Annotated in this window: 15 protein-coding genes and 1 riboswitch; of the genes, 9 read left to right on the top strand and 6 right to left on the bottom strand. The window is 66.4% G+C overall.

All coding sequences use genetic code 11. The features are described from left to right. The first annotated feature begins 108 nt into the window (after positions 1-108). The 3 genes from BST13_RS26325 (at position 109) to BST13_RS26315 (ending at position 2,698) form a co-directional block, all read left to right on the top strand. A complete protein-coding gene (locus BST13_RS26325) occupies positions 109-1,179 on the top strand; it encodes an LLM class flavin-dependent oxidoreductase (RefSeq protein WP_083167253.1) in 1,071 nt (356 codons plus the stop codon). Further along, the gene (locus BST13_RS26320) at positions 1,176-1,940 is read left to right on the top strand and encodes a DUF1684 domain-containing protein (protein WP_083167173.1); all 765 of its coding nucleotides are present in this window, start codon (positions 1,176-1,178) and stop codon (positions 1,938-1,940) included. Before BST13_RS26325 ends, BST13_RS26320 begins: the two co-directional genes overlap by 4 nt. An 83-nt stretch (positions 1,941-2,023) precedes the next feature. Then, positions 2,024-2,698 carry a cutinase family protein gene (locus BST13_RS26315; protein WP_083167171.1) on the top strand — a complete coding sequence of 225 codons (675 nt, stop codon included), beginning with the start codon at positions 2,024-2,026 and terminating at the stop codon, positions 2,696-2,698. A gap of 1 nt (position 2,699) precedes the next feature. Here the strand turns inward: BST13_RS26315 and BST13_RS26310 are convergent, their stop codons facing one another. After that, on the bottom strand, positions 2,700-4,196 hold the full coding sequence (locus BST13_RS26310; RefSeq protein WP_083167168.1) for a potassium/proton antiporter: 1,497 nt from the start codon (positions 4,194-4,196) through the stop codon (positions 2,700-2,702). Between the two features lie 80 nt (positions 4,197-4,276). On the opposite strand from BST13_RS26310, the gene BST13_RS26305 reads away from it, so the two are divergent. The 4 genes from BST13_RS26305 (at position 4,277) to BST13_RS26290 (ending at position 9,147) form a co-directional block, all read left to right on the top strand. Next, positions 4,277-4,966 (top strand): potassium channel family protein, encoded by a 690-nt coding sequence (locus BST13_RS26305; RefSeq protein WP_083167250.1) that lies wholly within the window; start codon positions 4,277-4,279, stop codon positions 4,964-4,966. 50 nt (positions 4,967-5,016) lie between these two features. Next, positions 5,017-7,551 carry a DEAD/DEAH box helicase gene (locus BST13_RS26300; protein WP_083167166.1) on the top strand — a complete coding sequence of 845 codons (2,535 nt, stop codon included), beginning with the start codon at positions 5,017-5,019 and terminating at the stop codon, positions 7,549-7,551. A 128-nt stretch (positions 7,552-7,679) separates the two neighbouring features. Beyond that, the gene (locus tag BST13_RS26295; RefSeq protein WP_083167163.1) at positions 7,680-8,411 is read left to right on the top strand and encodes a cutinase family protein; all 732 of its coding nucleotides are present in this window, start codon (positions 7,680-7,682) and stop codon (positions 8,409-8,411) included. Positions 8,412-8,529: 118 nt separating this feature from the next. After that, positions 8,530-9,147 (top strand): TetR/AcrR family transcriptional regulator, encoded by a 618-nt coding sequence (locus tag BST13_RS26290; RefSeq protein WP_083167161.1) that lies wholly within the window; start codon positions 8,530-8,532, stop codon positions 9,145-9,147. 13 nt (positions 9,148-9,160) lie between these two features. Here the strand turns inward: BST13_RS26290 and BST13_RS26285 are convergent, their stop codons facing one another. Next, entirely contained in the window at positions 9,161-9,961 is an 801-nt protein-coding gene (locus BST13_RS26285; protein WP_083167158.1) for an enoyl-CoA hydratase/isomerase family protein, read from the bottom strand. Positions 9,962-10,118: 157 nt separating this feature from the next. Here BST13_RS26285 and BST13_RS26280 point away from each other — a divergent pair, with 157 nt between their 5' ends. After that, positions 10,119-10,859 carry an SDR family NAD(P)-dependent oxidoreductase gene (locus BST13_RS26280; RefSeq protein ID WP_083167156.1) on the top strand — a complete coding sequence of 247 codons (741 nt, stop codon included), beginning with the start codon at positions 10,119-10,121 and terminating at the stop codon, positions 10,857-10,859. A 103-nt stretch (positions 10,860-10,962) separates the two neighbouring features. Then, positions 10,963-11,160, top strand: a complete 198-nt coding sequence (locus tag BST13_RS40450; protein WP_211296185.1) for a hypothetical protein — start codon at positions 10,963-10,965, stop codon at positions 11,158-11,160. A 193-nt stretch (positions 11,161-11,353) separates the two neighbouring features. Here the strand turns inward: BST13_RS40450 and BST13_RS26270 are convergent, their stop codons facing one another. The 4 genes from BST13_RS26270 to BST13_RS26255 are packed head-to-tail and all read right to left on the bottom strand — an operon-like array spanning position 11,354 to position 14,908. Beyond that, positions 11,354-12,139 (bottom strand): ABC transporter ATP-binding protein, encoded by a 786-nt coding sequence (locus tag BST13_RS26270; RefSeq protein ID WP_083167245.1) that lies wholly within the window; start codon positions 12,137-12,139, stop codon positions 11,354-11,356. Then, positions 12,139-13,134 (bottom strand): FecCD family ABC transporter permease, encoded by a 996-nt coding sequence (locus BST13_RS26265; protein WP_083167153.1) that lies wholly within the window; start codon positions 13,132-13,134, stop codon positions 12,139-12,141. The genes BST13_RS26270 and BST13_RS26265 overlap by 1 nt, the downstream gene beginning before the upstream one ends. A 29-nt stretch (positions 13,135-13,163) precedes the next feature. Continuing rightward, positions 13,164-13,937 carry a class I SAM-dependent methyltransferase gene (locus BST13_RS26260; RefSeq protein WP_083167133.1) on the bottom strand — a complete coding sequence of 258 codons (774 nt, stop codon included), beginning with the start codon at positions 13,935-13,937 and terminating at the stop codon, positions 13,164-13,166. Next, entirely contained in the window at positions 13,934-14,908 is a 975-nt protein-coding gene (locus BST13_RS26255; RefSeq protein WP_083167131.1) for an ABC transporter substrate-binding protein, read from the bottom strand. Before BST13_RS26255 ends, BST13_RS26260 begins: the two co-directional genes overlap by 4 nt. Before the next feature lie 111 nt (positions 14,909-15,019). Beyond that, positions 15,020-15,203: riboswitch (cobalamin riboswitch) on the bottom strand. Between the last annotated feature and the right edge of the window lie 210 nt (positions 15,204-15,413).

Raw genomic sequence — 15,413 nt, 5'->3', positions numbered from 1 at the left:
ACTCAGCGCGACTGTAAACCTTGGCATCGAATCGCCGCCGCAACCATGCTGGCCGGCGTATCGATGAAGGAGGCGAGGTATGGCCCGTCGTCGCGGAGCCGGGTGCTGATGAAGTTCCTGTTGCTCACGCTCATCACCCATCAGCCCGATTCGGTCACGGGCGCGAAGAAGAGCCCCGCCGCGCGGCTGCGTGAGGTCGTCGACGCTGCCGTACTCGCCGAGGAACTGGGGTTCGACGGGTTCGCCGTCGGGGAGCGTCACGAGGATCCGTTCATCTCGTCGTCACCACCTGTGGTGCTGAGCCATATTGCCGCCCGCACGTCGCGCATCGGGCTGTTCACCGCGGTGACGACGCTGAGCCTGCTCGACCCGGTACGCGCCTTCGAGGACTACTCGACGCTGGACAACCTGTCCGACGGCAGGCTCGAACTGATCATCGGCAAGGGCAACGGCGCCGCCCAAGCCGAGCTGTTCCACGTGACCGCCGCCGACCAATGGGACCGCAATCGCGAGGGCTACGAACTGTTCCGCCGGTTGTGGGACAGCGAGGACGTGACGTGGTCGGGCAGGTATCGCCCGCCGCTGTCGCACGCCAAGGCACTGCCCCGCCCCCTGCAGGAGCGCATTCGAATCTGGCACGGCAGCGCGACAAGTCGCGATTCGGTGGACCTCGCCGCCCGCCACGGTGATCCGCTCTTCTCCGCCAATGTGACCCATCCGATCGAGCCGTACGCCGAATTGGTGCGGTACTACCGGCAACGCTGGGCGTTCTACGGGCACCGACCCGAGGACGCGCTCGTGGGAGCGGGCACGGCCGGATTCCACGTCGCGCCGACGACTCAGCAGGCGATCGCCGAATACCGGCCCACCTTCGAAACGCGGCTGGCATTTGCCCGTCGCGCCGGGCTGCCTGTGATCTTCGAGACCATCGAGGATTTCGTCGCCCGCAGCTCGGCTCTCGTCGGCAGCCCCCAGCAGGTGATCGACAAGGTCGGCCGCTACCACGAACAGCTCGGTCATGAAGTGATCCACCTCAGCGCGGACGCCGACGGCGTCTCAGCTGTGCAGAAACGGCGCAGCCTCGAGTTGTTCCAGAGCGAGGTGGCCCCGATGCTGCGGACGCTCATCCCGAGCAGACCCCTTGCCGCGCAATCCCTTCAGAAAGAGGTGACGTCATGACAACCACCGACACGTCCGCGACCACATTCGAAGCCGATTGGGACCAATGGCACCGGGAACGTGAACGCTACTTCGGCGATCCACTCGGCTGGGTGAGCCTGACCGGGTTGTATTGGCTCACCGACGAATTCGACACCGTCGCCGACCTGCCGGGCCGTTGGCGGGCGGACGAGGCAGCGGTATACGTCGAGGGGATCGACGGCACCGAGCGGCTCGAGCCGGTCGAGGGAGCGCCCGGACTCCTTGTCGCCGACGGGGACAGGCGCATCGAGGTGATCCGGCGGACCGGGTCGGTCGCGCTTCGGGTGCACGATCCCAAGTCACCCCATCTGCTGCGCTACCACGGCATCCCCACCTACCCGCCCAACGAGAGCTGGCGCGTCACCGCTACGTTCACGCCCTATCCGGAACAGGTCAGGGTCACCACGGGCGCGGTCGTGGCAGGCCTCGAACACCACCACGCGGCCGTCGGTGTCCTCGATTTCGAGTTGGCAGGCACCGCACACCAGCTGGTCGCCTTCGCAGGCCGCGACGGTGGCTTGCAGGTGTTGTTCACCGATGCCACCAGCGGCGTGACCACCTACCCTGCCGCCAGATCGCTGGCGCTCGCCGCGCCCGATGACGACGGGACGGTGACCCTCGACTTCAACCGGGCCGCCAACCTGCCGTGCTCTTTCACCGACTATGCGACCTGCCCGGTGGCACCCGCCGAGAACCGCCTCGCGGTCGCGGTCGAGGCCGGTGAGAAGAACCCACGCTGAGCCCGGCCTGTTGACAGAGTGGTAAAAGTGGTTATTGGGAAAGGATCTGCAAAGGGCCGATCCGGTACACGTCGAGGAGAATCATGCCGGTCGGCACGACATCTCGGCGCCCCAGCATCCACTTCGCCGTCGCCGCCGCTGTGTTGGCCACTTCAGCATGCGCGGTCACGCCCGCGGTCGCCTCTGCCGCACCGAAGTGCTCCGACGTCGAAGTGATCTTTGCGCGCGGCACCGACGAGCCGTCGGGTATCGGCGCGGTCGGCCAGGCGTTCGTGGACACGCTGCGTCCCATGGTCAAGGGCTCGACGGTCGGTACCTACGCCGTCCAGTACCCCGCGTCGTGGGATTTTCTCAAGGCCGCGGCTGGGGCCACCGATATGAGCAAGCGGGCCCAGACCACGGCGTCCCAGTGTCCGAAAACGCAGATCGTGCTCGGGGGCTACTCGCAGGGTGCGGCTGTCGTCGATGTCGTCGCCACCTCTCCCGTCGCAGGCCTCGGCTACAACGCGCCGCTGCCGGCCGCCGTCGTCCCCCGGATCGCGTCGATCGTCGTCTTCGGCAACCCGTCGGCGCGGCTCGGCCAGCCCTTGACGCGGATGAGCCCGGACTTCGGCGCACGAACCGCCGACCTGTGCAACACCAACGACCCCATCTGCTCACTGGGCCGGGACTTCGACGCGCACGTCCGATACCAGCAGTCCGGGCTGATCCAGCTCGGTGCGCAGTGGGCCGCACGGCATATCAACGTGCGCACCTGATTCACTCCAGCAGACCGTATTCGTTGAACCAGTGGGCCAGTTTGCCGCGGCGGCTGACCGCCCGCAGCCGAGCTTCGGTAGCCGGGCGGACTTTGCTGGTCGTGACGATCAGGAGTTCATCGCCGACCTCGATGCGGGTGTCGGGCAACGGGACGAAGGTGTTTCCGTCGCGCACGATCAGCGTGATCACCGCGGGATACGGCAGGCGCAGTTCGAGGATCGTGACGTTGTGCAGACGCGATGACGGCTGCACGGTCATGGTGAGCAGTTCCGCGTCGAGGACATCCAGTGGGGCCGCTTCGACCTGGATCTCGCGGGTGGACTCGGCGGTGACCAGACCGAGCCGGTGAGCGACGAAATGCAGGCTCGGCGCCTGCACCAGCGTGAAGATCACCACCAGCACGAACACGATGTTGAGCAGCCGGTGGCTGTCCGCCACGCCCACCACGATCGGGAAGGTGGCCAGCACGATCGGCACGGCGCCGCGCAGCCCGGCCCACGACAGGAAGAGCTGCTCCCGCAGCGGAATGCGGAACCCGATCAGTGCTCCCAGGACCGACAACGGGCGGGCGACCAACAGCAACACGAGGCCGATGACGATCGCCGGGATCACGTCGTCGGCCAGTTCGTGCGGGTTGACCAGCAAGCCGAGCAGGACGAACAGACCTATCTGCGCCAGCCAGCCGAGTCCCTCGGCGAAGGACCGGGTCGCCGACCGGTGGGGCAGGCCCGAATTGGCGAGCACGACCGCGGCCAGATAGGCCGCGATGAACCCGCTCGCATGGGCGCTACCGCTCGCCGCGAACGCGACGAGCCCCAACCCGAAGGTCGCGATCGGGTACAGCCCGGAAGCCGGTAGTGCGATGCGCCGCAACGCGATCGCGCCGAGCAGTCCGACCGCCAGGCCGAGCGCGACACCCACCACCAGCTCGTAGGCAATTTCGGCGATCGCGCCCTCCGGTTCGAGGATGAAGGGCACCACGCTGAACATCAGCACGAGGATGACCGCGGGTGCGTCGTTGAACCCGGATTCGGCCTCGAGCAGGCCTGCGAGGCGCCGCGGTAGCGGCAGCACACGCAGAACCGAGAACACCGCAGCCGCGTCGGTGGAGGCCACGATCGCCCCGAGCAGCAGGGATAGCTGCCAATCCATGTGCAGCAGCACGTGGGCGCCCACCGCCGTGATCACCGTGCTGATCAGCACCCCGACCGTCGCCAGCGACGCCGCGGGCGCCAGCACCTTGCGGATGTCGGCATAGCGCGTGGTCAAACCGCCCTCGACGAGGATCACCGCGAGCGCGGCAGTGCAGACGTTCCTGGCGAGTTCGACGTTGTCGAAGTGCAGCCCGATGCCGTCCTCACCGAGAACGACGCCGACCAACAGGAACAGCAACAGACTGGGAAACCCCACGCGCGTCGCGACGCGCGTGCCGATGATGCTTGCGAGCAGCACGAGGCCTCCGATCAACAAGGCCAGGTACAACTGTTGCAAGCTCATCAACGTGAAAGTAAATCAGTACCGAAGCCTGCGGTGAGGCCCGGTGCATGCGCAAAAATAACCGGGTGGCGGAACGGAAGATGCGAATCGCGATCGCCGGCGCGGGCAACGTCGGGCGATCCGTTGCGGGCGAGTTGCTCGGTTATGGCCACAAGGTCTTGCTCATCGAGCGGGAGCGGCGGAAGTTCGAGCCGGAGACAGCGGCTGAAGCGGATTGGTTGCTGGCCGACGCGTGCGAGATCAGTGCGCTCGAGGAAGCCGGAATCGAGACCTGTGACGTGCTGATCGCCGCGACGGGCGACGATAAGGCCAATCTCGTCATCGGACTGCTCGCCAAAAGCGAGTTCGGCGTGCCGCGGGTGGTCGCCCGCATCAACGACGTCAGTAACCAATGGCTGTTCGGCCCGAGTTGGGGTATCGACGTAGCGGTGTCGACGCCGGGTGCGCTGGTGGCGGGTATCGAAGGCGCCATCGACATCGGCCACCTGGTGCGGTTGATGGGCCTGCGAGGCGGCCGGGCCGAGCTGACCAAACTGACCTTGCCCGCAGCCAACCCGCTCGTCGGCCGGCGTGTCGACCAGTTGGACCTTCCGTCGAATACCGCCTTGGTGAGTTTGGTCCGTAGTTCGCAGGTCATCCTGCCGCAGCCCGAGGATGTCCTCGAGGCCGGTGACGAAATGCTGTTCATCGCCAATCGCGCTGCGGAGGGATCACTGCTGGCGGCGGTTCACGGCGGCCAGTTCCTGCACGACATGCTCGACGACGCCTGACGGACCTGCCGCACGGAGCCGCCCCGTGCTAAGGCACGCTTGTCACCACGATGACCACTGCGCTCCTCGATGACCCCGGCGATCTGTCCGCACTGCGCGCCAAAAGCGCTGATCCCGACACGCTGTTCACCGACTTCGCCGCCTGGGCCGAGGCCAATGGCACCGCGCTGTACCCGGCGCAAGAAGAGGCGCTGATCGAGCTGGTCAGCGGGGCAAACGTGGTATTGGCCACTCCGACCGGCTCGGGCAAGTCGCTGGTGGCCACCGGGGCGCTGTACGCGACGTTGGCCGCAGGCCGGCGCAGTTACTACACCGCGCCGATCAAAGCCCTGGTCAGTGAGAAGTTCTTCGCGCTGTGCGACGTGTTCGGCGCGGCCAACGTCGGCATGCTGACCGGCGACGCGGCGGTCAACTCAGAGGCCCCGATCATCGCGTGCACGGCGGAGGTGCTCGCCAACATCGCGCTGCGGGAAGGCGCGCAGGCCGACATCGGCCTGGTGGTGATGGACGAGTTCCACTTCTATGGCGACCCTGACCGCGGCTGGGCGTGGCAGGTGCCGCTGCTGGAATTGCCACGTGCCCAGTTCTTGTTGATGTCGGCCACGCTCGGCGATGTCACGTTCCTGCGCGAGGATCTCACCCGGCGCACCGGTCGTCCGACAGCGCTGGTCGCGGGCGCCGAGCGGCCGGTGCCGCTGTTCTACTCGTACGCGACGACACCGATGCACGAGACCATCCAGGATCTGCTCGACACCAAGCAGGCTCCGGTCTACGTCGTGCATTTCACCCAGGCCTCGGCGCTCGAACGCGCGCAGGCACTGATGAGTGTCAACGTGAGCACCAAGGAGGAGAAGGCCGCGATCGCCGACGCCATCGGCGGGTTCCGTTTCACGTCGGCATTCGGGTCGACGCTGTCGCGGCTGGTGCGGCACGGCATCGGCGTGCACCACGCCGGCATGCTGCCGAAGTACCGGCGCCTGGTGGAGCAGCTGGCCCAGGCCGGCCTGCTCAAGGTCATCTGCGGCACGGACACCCTCGGTGTCGGCATCAACGTGCCGATCCGGACTGTGGTGTTCTCGGCGTTGTCGAAGTACGACGGCACGCGGACCCGATTGCTCAGTGCCCGTGAGTTCCACCAGATCGCGGGCCGGGCCGGACGGGCGGGCTACGACACCGTTGGCACTGTCGTCGTGCAGGCGCCCGATCATGAGGTGGAGAACCTCAAGCAGTTCGCCAAGGTCGCCAACGATCCGAAGAAGCGCCGAAAGCTGGTGCGACGCAAGGTTCCCGAGGGCATGGTGCCGTGGAGCGAGGCCACCATGAACCGGTTGGTCGGTGCTCCGCCGGAGGCGCTCACGAGCAACATGCGGGTGTCGACCGCCATGATCCTGGATGTCGTCGACCGCCCCGGCGATCCCTTCGTGGCGATGCGACGGCTGCTCACGGACAACCACGAACCGCGCAAGCGCCAGCTTCGGCTGATCCGGGAGGCCGTCGGCATCGCCCGCTCACTGCTGCAGGCCGGCGTGCTCGAGCGCCTCGACGAGCCCGATTCCGATGGTCGCCGGTACCGGCTCACGGTCGACCTGCCGCCCGACTTCGCACTGAACCAGCCGTTGTCGACGTTCGCGCTCGCCGCGATCGACTTGCTCGATCCTGCGTCGGAAACCTATGCGCTGGACGTGGTTTCGGTGATGGAAGCCACGCTGGAGGATCCGCGCCAGATCCTGGCCGCACAGTTGAACAAGGCCAGGGGCGAGGCCGTCGCGCAGATGAAGGCCGACGGCATCGAGTACGACGAACGCATCGAACTGCTCGACGACATCAGCTATCCCAAGCCGCTCGAAGAGCTGCTCAACCACGCCTTCGACGTCTATCTGCGTACCAACCCGTGGGCCGCGGACGGCCGGCTGTCGCCCAAGTCGATCGTGCGCGAGATGTGGGAGCGCGCCATGACGTTCCGGGAGTTCGTCAGCGGCTACGGGCTGACGCGTTCGGAGGGTGCGGTGCTGCGCTATCTGTCCGACGCGTTCAAAGCCCTGCGCTCCGGTGTCCCCGCCGCCGCCCGCACCGACGAGGTCATCGACATCGTCGAGTGGCTCGGCGAGCTTGTCCGGCAGGTCGATTCAAGCCTGCTCGATGAGTGGGAGCAGCTCACCGATCCCGACCAACCCCACGACGCGCCAGTCGCGACACCGGCCCGGCCGCGCCCGCTGACCGGCAACGAACGTGCCTTCACCGCGATGGTCCGCAATGCACTGTTCCGTCGGGTCGAGCTGTTCGCCAGGCGACGCTGGGACGAGCTCGGCGAGCTCGACGGCGACGCGGGCTGGTCCGCGCAGCGATGGGAAGAGGTCGGCCTGGAGTACTTCGCCGAACATTCCGACGTCGGCACCGGCTCCGACGCGCGCGGCCCCGCGATGCTGATCTTCGACCGGCAGCCCGGTGTGTGGCGGGTACGGCAGATCCTCGACGACCCGGCGGGTGACCGAGACTGGGGATTCGACGTCGAAGTGGACCTCGAAGAGTCCGACGAAGCAGGGACCGCGATGCTGCGCCTGGTGGATGTCGGCCGAATGGACTGAGCGGTCCGTGTTCCACATCACATCGGCGAACCGATTCGGATGGAAGAATGCTGGGTATCTGCTTGGCGTGAATTGTGGGGCCAACGGCGCTTCCGCGAGTTTGCGAGTCGAGGGTTGGGGGTTGTCGCATGAACCGAATCCATCGTTGGTTGGTTGTCGCTGCCGTTGCACCGTTCGTGGCGGCGGGGTCGCTCGCCGTGGCGGCGCAGGCATCCGCGGAGTCGTGTCCTGACGTGCAGGTGGTGTTCGCCAGGGGCACGTTCGAACCTCCCGGCGTCGGCCGGGTCGGTGAGGCTTTCGTCGATTCCCTGCGAGCGAAGACCCCGGGCAAATCCGTCGACGTCTATGCGGTCAACTATCCGGCGTCCCTTGACTTCGCGACTGCCGCCGACGGTGTCGTCGACGCCAGCAACAAGGTCCGCGATGTCGCCAACGCATGCCCGAACACCAAGATGGTGCTCGGCGGCTACTCGCAGGGCGCCGCCGTCGCGGCCTACATCACCGCCGACGCCGTCCCGGCGGGCTTCGCCCTGCCGCCCGGACTCAGCGGTCCGATGCCGGCTTCGGTCGTCGACCACGTCGCCACGGTTGCTCTTTTCGGTAAACCGTCGAGCGGGTTCCTGCAGATGATCTACACCGGCGCCCCGCCGATCAAGGTCGGCGCCCAGTACGCGCCCAAGACTCTCGACCTGTGCATCCCCGAGGATCCGGTGTGCTCACCGACCGGCGGCGACAACTCCGCACACAACCAGTACGCCGACAACGGGATGACCGACCAGGCGGCTGCCTACGCTGCCAGCCACCTCGGAGCGGGCACTTCCACGGCCGCTGGCCAGGCAACGCACCCCCAAGGCGGGTAGCCCGTCCTGGGATCCGGGTCGACTGTTCGGCCACTCGGTCGGTTTACCGAACACGCGGGGCGCTTTCGCTAGGATGGCGTCGATCAACCGTGCGGAGTGCCGAGGGAGCGATCGCCGTATGGGCGCTGAGCCAGTGACAGGGTCCAGCCGCGTGGCCCGGCGTCGCGACCGCCGTAAGGCCGAGATCGTCAGGACCGCCACCCGGATCCTGACCGAATCCGGTTACCAGGGGATGAGCCTCGAAGGCGTCGCGGAGCAGACCGATATCGCCAAAGCGACGCTGTACCACTACTTCTCGTCAAAGGATGAGCTGGTCGCCGCGGCTCTGGAGTCGCTCACGCAGGAGGTTCTCCAGCGTCTCGCCGCGCGTGAAGAGACCCTCGGCGACGTGCCTGCGCGGGACCACCTGGCAGCGCTGATCGATGAGCAGATCCTCATCCTGACCGAAACCGCACCCGAGGTGGCGACGGTTTTCTCCTGGCCCCGCAGCTGGCCGAGGGTTTTCGAGGAGCCGATGAAGGACATGCGTCGTAGGCACGACGCGGTGTTCCGCAAGGTCGCCGAGCAGGGTATCGCCAGCGGCGAATTCACCTGCCCCAACGTCAATGTCGCGCTGCAATGCCTGCACGGGATCCTCAACCAGTCCTCGGTGTGGATACGGCCGGGAACTCACGAGGGCGATCGGACCGAGTTGCGCGCCGCGATCGTGGACCGCGCGCTGCGCATCTTCGACTGAGCCGCGCTCTGCCTCAGGACTGGGCGGAAGGAAACTGCGGAGCCCGCTTCTCACGAAGCGCGGTGTATCCCTCGACCACATCGGGCCCGAGGAACGTGAGCATCTCGTAGGCCGCCGATTGATCGAAGACCGGACCGGCTTGCCGCAGCCAGTTGTTCAGCGACCGCTTGGTCAGCCGGACGGCTTGCTGGGCACCAGCCGCGAGTCCATCCGCGATCCTCAAGGCCTCGTCCAGAACCTGTTCGCGCGGAAGGGCTTTGGCGACCAACCCGATGCGTTCGGCTTCGACGCCGGTGACCATCTCCCCCGTCATGAGGTAGTACTTGGCCTTGGCCATCCCGGCCAACAGCGGCCAGATGATGGCGGCGTGATCACCGGCGGCCACACCGAGTTTGACGTGCCCGTCGCCGATCCGGGCGTCCTCGGCGACGATGGCGATGTCGGCGAGCAACGCCGCTACCGCGCCGGCTCCCACCGCCACGCCGTTGATGGCTGACACAATCGGCTTGTCGCAATTGATCATGTTGTAGACCAGGTCGCTCATCTCCCCGAGCATGTGCGAAACCCGCTCGTAGTCACCGGCCATCCGCTGCACCATGGCCAAGTCGCCGCCCGCGCTGAAAGCCTTGCCTGCACCGGTGATCACCGCGACGCGGGTCTCCTTGTCACTGGAGACGTCGCGCCAGATGGCGGCCAGTTCGGCATGCATCTCCTCGTCGGCCGCGTTGTATTTCTCCGGCCGGTCGATGGTGATGAGCAAGACCCCGTTGGCCCGGCGGCTCAGTGCCAGTTGCCGGTAGTCGTTGAGGTTCATGTCTTCTCCGTCTCGTGTGCGGGCCACGCATCCTGACTGAACCAAAGCTAGGGCAATTCGACCTAGTGGGTCAATAATCGACCGTGCGGTTGACTTTTCTGGCGTCCCGGTTCGATAGTGATGCTCAGGCAGCACCCGCAGCCGGCAGGAGGGCAATATGCGACTCGACAACAAGACCGCGGTCGTGACGGGCGCGGCTTCGGGAATCGGCCGGGCCGTCGCCGTCGGGCTCAGCGCCGCGGGCGCGAAGGTCATCGCCGTCGACCGCGATCCACATGGCCTGTCCGACACGGTCGCCGGCATCGGCGTAATGGCCACGGCCCATGTGATCGATCTCGCCGACGCCGCTGCGATCACCGCCCTGCGGGACACCGTCGTCGCTGCCCATGGCATCCCGCAGATCATCGTCAACGCCGCAGGCTTCGACCGCGTCGAACCCTTCATGTCCAACGAAGATGCCCTGTGGGAGTCGCTCGTCGCGGTGAATTTCCTCGGCCCGGTCCGGCTCACCCGGGCCTTCCTCGAACCGATCCTCGCAGCGGAGGCGAAAGCCAAAATCGTCAACATCGCCAGTGATGCCGGACGCGTGGGATCTCTGGGCGAGACCGTCTACGCCGGGACCAAGGGTGGGCTGATCGCTTTCAGCAAGTCCCTGGCCCGCGAGATGGCGCGGCACCACGTCAACGTCAACTGCGTGTGCCCTGGCCCGACCGACACACCGCTGTTCGCATCGCTGCCGGAGAAGGTGCGCGACGGACTGATCCGCGCCATCCCGTTCCGACGGCTGGCGACGCCGGCCGAAATCGCCGACGCCGTGCTGTTCTTCGCGTCCGAACACTCGAACTACATCACCGGCCAGGTACTCAGCGTCAGCGGCGGCCTCACCATGGCCGGCTGAGCACTGCCGCGCGATTCAGTGATTGCGATGCACACCAGGCGGTTCGGTCGGTGCAGGCGGCGCAAGCACTGTCGGTGTGAACAGGTTGCCGCCGCCAGGAGTGATGCTCTTCTCCGTCGGTGACGCGGGGGCTGTGGGCGGCGGTGCAGGCGGGGTGGTCGTTGTCGTGGTCGTCGTTGTCGTGGTCGTCGTTGTCGTGGGACCGGACGGCGCTTGTTTCCCACCGCACGCCGCGGTGAACATGCCCAGCACCACGAGCCCGCCGCCGCAGGCGACCATGACACGGCGACGATTCTGGTGACGATGTTCCATCGCCATCTCCCATCTACACGAAGCCCCCCGATGTGACCGTACGCGTACCCCGGGCATCCGGTGAGTTATCGAAATAGCCTGCGATTCCTGGCAATTCGCTGTACGCAGGCTGGATGAACGGGTTGGCTCAGCCGTCGCGGAGCCGCGTGGCCTGACGACACGACGATTGCCCGGCGGCCATCTCAGCGGCGCGGCGGCAGGAGGTGGACAGCCGGTCGTCCAGCGCCCGCCCCATCGGCGATGACATTGACGTCAACGCCGTAAACAGAAGAGATCAGCGCAGGTGTCAGAACCGCGGCGGGCGTCCCGGCCGCGGCTACGCGACCGTCGGCGAGTACGACGAGCCGGTCACAGAACAAGGCGGCAAGGGTGAGATCGTGAAGTGTGACGACCGCGGTCACAGGCAGATCGCGGATCAGCGCGAGCAATTCGAGCTGATGCCGGATATCCAAGTGATTGGTCGGCTCGTCGAGCAGCAGTTCCCGCGGCTCCTGGGCGAGTGCCCGGGCTATCTGCACGCGCTGCTGTTCGCCGCCCGACAGCGTGTGCCAATCCCGGTTCCGCATGTGCGCCGTAGCAGTCTGAGTAAGGGCGCGCTCGACCGCACTGTCGTTTGCTTCGGCGGCACCAGACCACACGCTGTGGTGCGGAATCCTGCCCAGCCGCACGATCTGCTCGACAGTCAGGCTGACACCGGTGCTGGCCTGCTGCTCGACGACGGCGATGCGCTGCGCGAGTGTCCGGCGGCGGTGACCGCCGAGCGATTGGCCGTCGAGTAGCACCGCACCGCCGGTAGGGCGCCGCAGCCCGGCGAGCAGGCGCAGCAATGACGACTTGCCCGAACCGTTCGGCCCGAGCAGGCCGAGCGTCTCACCTTCTCCCAGCACCAGCGACACCCCGTCGATGATCAGTCGACCGCCCGCCGACCAGCTGACGGCGTCGGCCACGATCGAGTCGACTGGCGCCATCAGGACCACTTCCTGCGCGCGAGGAGAAGCACGAATATCGGCACGCCGACCAGTGCAGTTACCACCCCGACCGGCAGCTCCTGAGGGGCGAACACGGTGCGTGCCACCGTGTCGATCCAGACCAGGAAGATCGCACCGGCCAGTGCCGTGACGACGAGCAGCCTGCGATGAGCAGGACCGACAATGATCCGCGCAGCGTGCGGCAACACGAGGCCGACGAACCCGATCGCGCCCGCCGCGCTGACCAGGACCGCGGTAAGCAACGCCGTCGTGACCAACAGCAGAATGCGCACCCGTGTGACCGACACCCCGAGTGAGGCCGCCGCGTCATGCCCGAACGCGAACGCGTCCAACGCGTCGGACTGCGTCCAGCACAAGGCGACGCCCACCACGCACGCCGCAGCGCACAGCGCAACCTGATCCCAGGTGGCACCGCCGAGCGAGCCGAGCAGCCAGAACAGCACTCCCCTGGTCTTCTGGGCATCGGCAGACGAGAACACGATGAATGAAGTGATAGCCGAAAACAGTTGAGTGCCTGCGACTCCGGCGAGCACGACGCGATCCTCCCCACCGCCGGCGGCTGCCGCGAGGATCAGCACGAGGACGAACGCAGTCAGCGCTCCGGCGAATGCACCAGCAGACAAGCTGAGCGCACCGCCGATGCCGGTGACCAGCACCAGCGCGGCCCCGGTCGAGGCGCCCGAGGAGATACCCATCATGAAGGGGTCTGCAAGCGGATTGCGCATCATCGACTGCAGAACCGCCCCACAGATGGCCAGGCCGGCACCGCATATCGAGGCCAGCAGGGCGCGTGGCAGCCGGAGCTCCCACACGATGCCGTCGTCGATCAGCGCAATCTCCGCACTGTCGTTCCAAAGATGTTGTGCAATAACCGCGTACACGTCGCGCACACCGATGTCAGCGGGTCCGATCAGGATCGCTGCCAGGATGGAGAACAGGAGACCGCCGACAGCGATCGGCACAAGCAGCAACATCTCGCGGCTACGCAACGCCGACCGAGCGCTCACTTCATGCCGAGCACGACATAGTCGTCGAGCAGTTGCCACACCGTTCCCACCTCCGTGAAACCGGCTTGCGCCAATGCCGATACGTGGAAGTCAACGGCCGTCGACGGCGGCGCGGGACGTTCGGCGAACCGCTCGTCGCGAACCGCCGCGAGCACCGCAGCGCCGGGCTGTGCCCGCGCCGCCTGCCACCACGAGTCCCAGTTCGGTGCGCCGGCCCGGTGCGCTCGCCGCTGAGTCGCTTCGTCATGAGCCGCCGAAAGGCGCCCGAGTGCCTGCGACCGGCCGTCGAAGCGGAAATGGTCGCCGTTGAGCAGGATCCCGCCGCTCGCCAGCAAGGTGGCTGCGGCCGAGTAAACCCGCAACAGGGCGTCGGGCATGAGCCAGTGCAAGGCTGTCGTCGACACGAAGGCATCAGGAGTGCTGCCGCCGAGTGCTTCGGTGACCATAACCGGCCAGCTCTCGCGATCGAGATCGGCGTCGAGGACCGTCAACCGGTCCCCGTAGACGGGACGCAATGCGCGGGTCGCGATGTCGAGGAGCAGCGGGTCGTGGTCGACTGCCAGAACCCTGGCATTGGGCAGCGCATCGAGCACCCGTTTGGTCAATGACCCTGGCCCGCAAGCCAAGTCGACGACGACGGGGCGATCACCGCAGGCCAGCTCCAACAACTCGACCATGATGCGGAATCGGCTCTCCCGGTCGGCGATATAGGCGGCCTGCTGCTCGTCCCACGATGCCAGAAGAACGTCCGCGGACTCCGCCCCGCTCATTTGCCCGCCACCCCGAGGGACCGGAGCCCTGACGCGACGGTCTCGATCGCGTCAACGTTGCGCAGTGAGGGGTCCATCGCGGTCCCTGGCAGCGTGATCCACCGGCGTTCCCGCACCGCTGACAACCGCTTGGCGGCCGGGTCCGTTTCCAGGAATCGGATCTTGGCGGCCGCGCTGTCCCCGTCATCACCGCGGGTCAAATCGGCGAGGACGAGCACGTCGGGATCGCGTTGCAGGATGGCCTCCCATGAGATCTCAGGCCATAGTTGCCGATTGTCGTCGAATACGTTGCGAGCCCCGAGTTCAGCCGTGATGATCCCCGGTGCTCCGCAGCACCCTGCGATGTAGGGAGTCTTGGTGCCCGCGTACCACCACATCATCGTTACGCCGTCGGCCTTGAGGCCGTCGGCCGCGGCAGCCTTTCGTTTTCGCAGTGACGCGATCAGCTGATCACCCCGCTCCTCGATACCGAATATCTTTGCCACGTCAGTGATCTCTGCGTACATGTCGTCGAGCCTGAGCGCCCGCTGTTGTGGGGCGTCCTGCCCACCGCATTCGCTCGAGGATTGGTAGGTCGGCACACCGAAGCTCTCGAATCGGTCTCGCGGGGCCACGCCCTGGTCGGTGAAAGACCAGTCGAACGTGGCATAGACGAAGTCGGGTTTCTCTTTCAGCACGCGTTCCAGCGACGGGAAATCCCGGCTCAGAACCGGCACTTTGGCGTTCTCGGCGGCAAGCTCGGGACGTACCTCGTCGCTCCACGATGCGCTGCCGGCCATGCGGTCGGCCAGTCCCAGGGTCAGCAGCAGCTCGGTGGCCGGCTGATTGATCGAGACGGCGCGTCGTGGCGGTGTTTTCACAGTGACCGTGCGCCCACAGTTCTGCACGGTGACGGGATAGCCCGCGGTTTCGCCGCGGGATGCGGGAGTGGTCCCACCTACTGAAGAGCTGCAGCCAGCCAGCAACGACATGGCAAGCAAGACAACGGATATGACGCGTGTGCGCTCAGACAACACAAAGCCTTCCGATCCTGGACCCGATCGCGGAGTCCGTCCGATGGTCGGGTCTCCCGCCGAAGTGCGGCGGCGAGGCCCGAGCCAGCAGGTCTTCGGACTCGGAATCATCCAGACAGAGCGCCTTCCCAGTCCGCGGGGACCAGTGGCCGTTGCTCCGCCTGTCCTCCATACCGCTGCGCGTCAGTTCCGGATTCTCACCGGATTCCCTGACCCAACCGGGTTGGGCACGACTGGCTCGAACGGACCATACCAGCGCGGCGCGTCGATCAGGCGCGTAAACGGAACCCGTGAGCAATGAGGCGATCCACACGCCTTAATGATAATGGTTTTCATTTACTGTTGGTAGTTGACCCCGTCGACCTTTCCAGGCAACCGCGGATAGGCCTCGCCTGGGGACCGAGACATGGTGGTATGTAAGAGTTCTGAAGTTGTCGCTGATGGTGCGGCGAAACTCCGGTCG

This window comes from Mycobacterium aquaticum (assembly GCF_002086485.1).
Classification (GTDB): domain Bacteria; phylum Actinomycetota; class Actinomycetes; order Mycobacteriales; family Mycobacteriaceae; genus Mycobacterium; species Mycobacterium aquaticum.
This window is presented reverse-complemented; position numbering and strand designations above follow the sequence as displayed.

What these genes read in the sequence shown, in the direction of transcription:
- BST13_RS26325 (WP_083167253.1), top strand. Translation starts at nt 109, where the DNA reads ATGAAGTTCCTGTTGCTCACGCTCATCACCCATCAGCCCGATTCGGTC.
- BST13_RS26320 (WP_083167173.1), top strand. Translation starts at nt 1,176, where the DNA reads ATGACAACCACCGACACGTCCGCGACCACATTCGAAGCCGATTGGGAC.
- BST13_RS26315 (WP_083167171.1), top strand. Translation starts at nt 2,024, where the DNA reads ATGCCGGTCGGCACGACATCTCGGCGCCCCAGCATCCACTTCGCCGTC.
- BST13_RS26310 (WP_083167168.1), bottom strand. Translation starts at nt 4,196, where the DNA reads ATGAGCTTGCAACAGTTGTACCTGGCCTTGTTGATCGGAGGCCTCGTG.
- BST13_RS26305 (WP_083167250.1), top strand. Translation starts at nt 4,277, where the DNA reads ATGCGAATCGCGATCGCCGGCGCGGGCAACGTCGGGCGATCCGTTGCG.
- BST13_RS26300 (WP_083167166.1), top strand. Translation starts at nt 5,017, where the DNA reads ATGACCACTGCGCTCCTCGATGACCCCGGCGATCTGTCCGCACTGCGC.
- BST13_RS26295 (WP_083167163.1), top strand. Translation starts at nt 7,680, where the DNA reads ATGAACCGAATCCATCGTTGGTTGGTTGTCGCTGCCGTTGCACCGTTC.
- BST13_RS26290 (WP_083167161.1), top strand. Translation starts at nt 8,530, where the DNA reads ATGGGCGCTGAGCCAGTGACAGGGTCCAGCCGCGTGGCCCGGCGTCGC.
- BST13_RS26285 (WP_083167158.1), bottom strand. Translation starts at nt 9,961, where the DNA reads ATGAACCTCAACGACTACCGGCAACTGGCACTGAGCCGCCGGGCCAAC.
- BST13_RS26280 (WP_083167156.1), top strand. Translation starts at nt 10,119, where the DNA reads ATGCGACTCGACAACAAGACCGCGGTCGTGACGGGCGCGGCTTCGGGA.
- BST13_RS40450 (WP_211296185.1), top strand. Translation starts at nt 10,963, where the DNA reads ATGCTCTTCTCCGTCGGTGACGCGGGGGCTGTGGGCGGCGGTGCAGGC.
- BST13_RS26270 (WP_083167245.1), bottom strand. Translation starts at nt 12,139, where the DNA reads ATGGCGCCAGTCGACTCGATCGTGGCCGACGCCGTCAGCTGGTCGGCG.
- BST13_RS26265 (WP_083167153.1), bottom strand. Translation starts at nt 13,134, where the DNA reads ATGTTGCTGCTTGTGCCGATCGCTGTCGGCGGTCTCCTGTTCTCCATC.
- BST13_RS26260 (WP_083167133.1), bottom strand. Translation starts at nt 13,937, where the DNA reads ATGAGCGGGGCGGAGTCCGCGGACGTTCTTCTGGCATCGTGGGACGAG.
- BST13_RS26255 (WP_083167131.1), bottom strand. Translation starts at nt 14,908, where the DNA reads ATGTCGTTGCTGGCTGGCTGCAGCTCTTCAGTAGGTGGGACCACTCCC.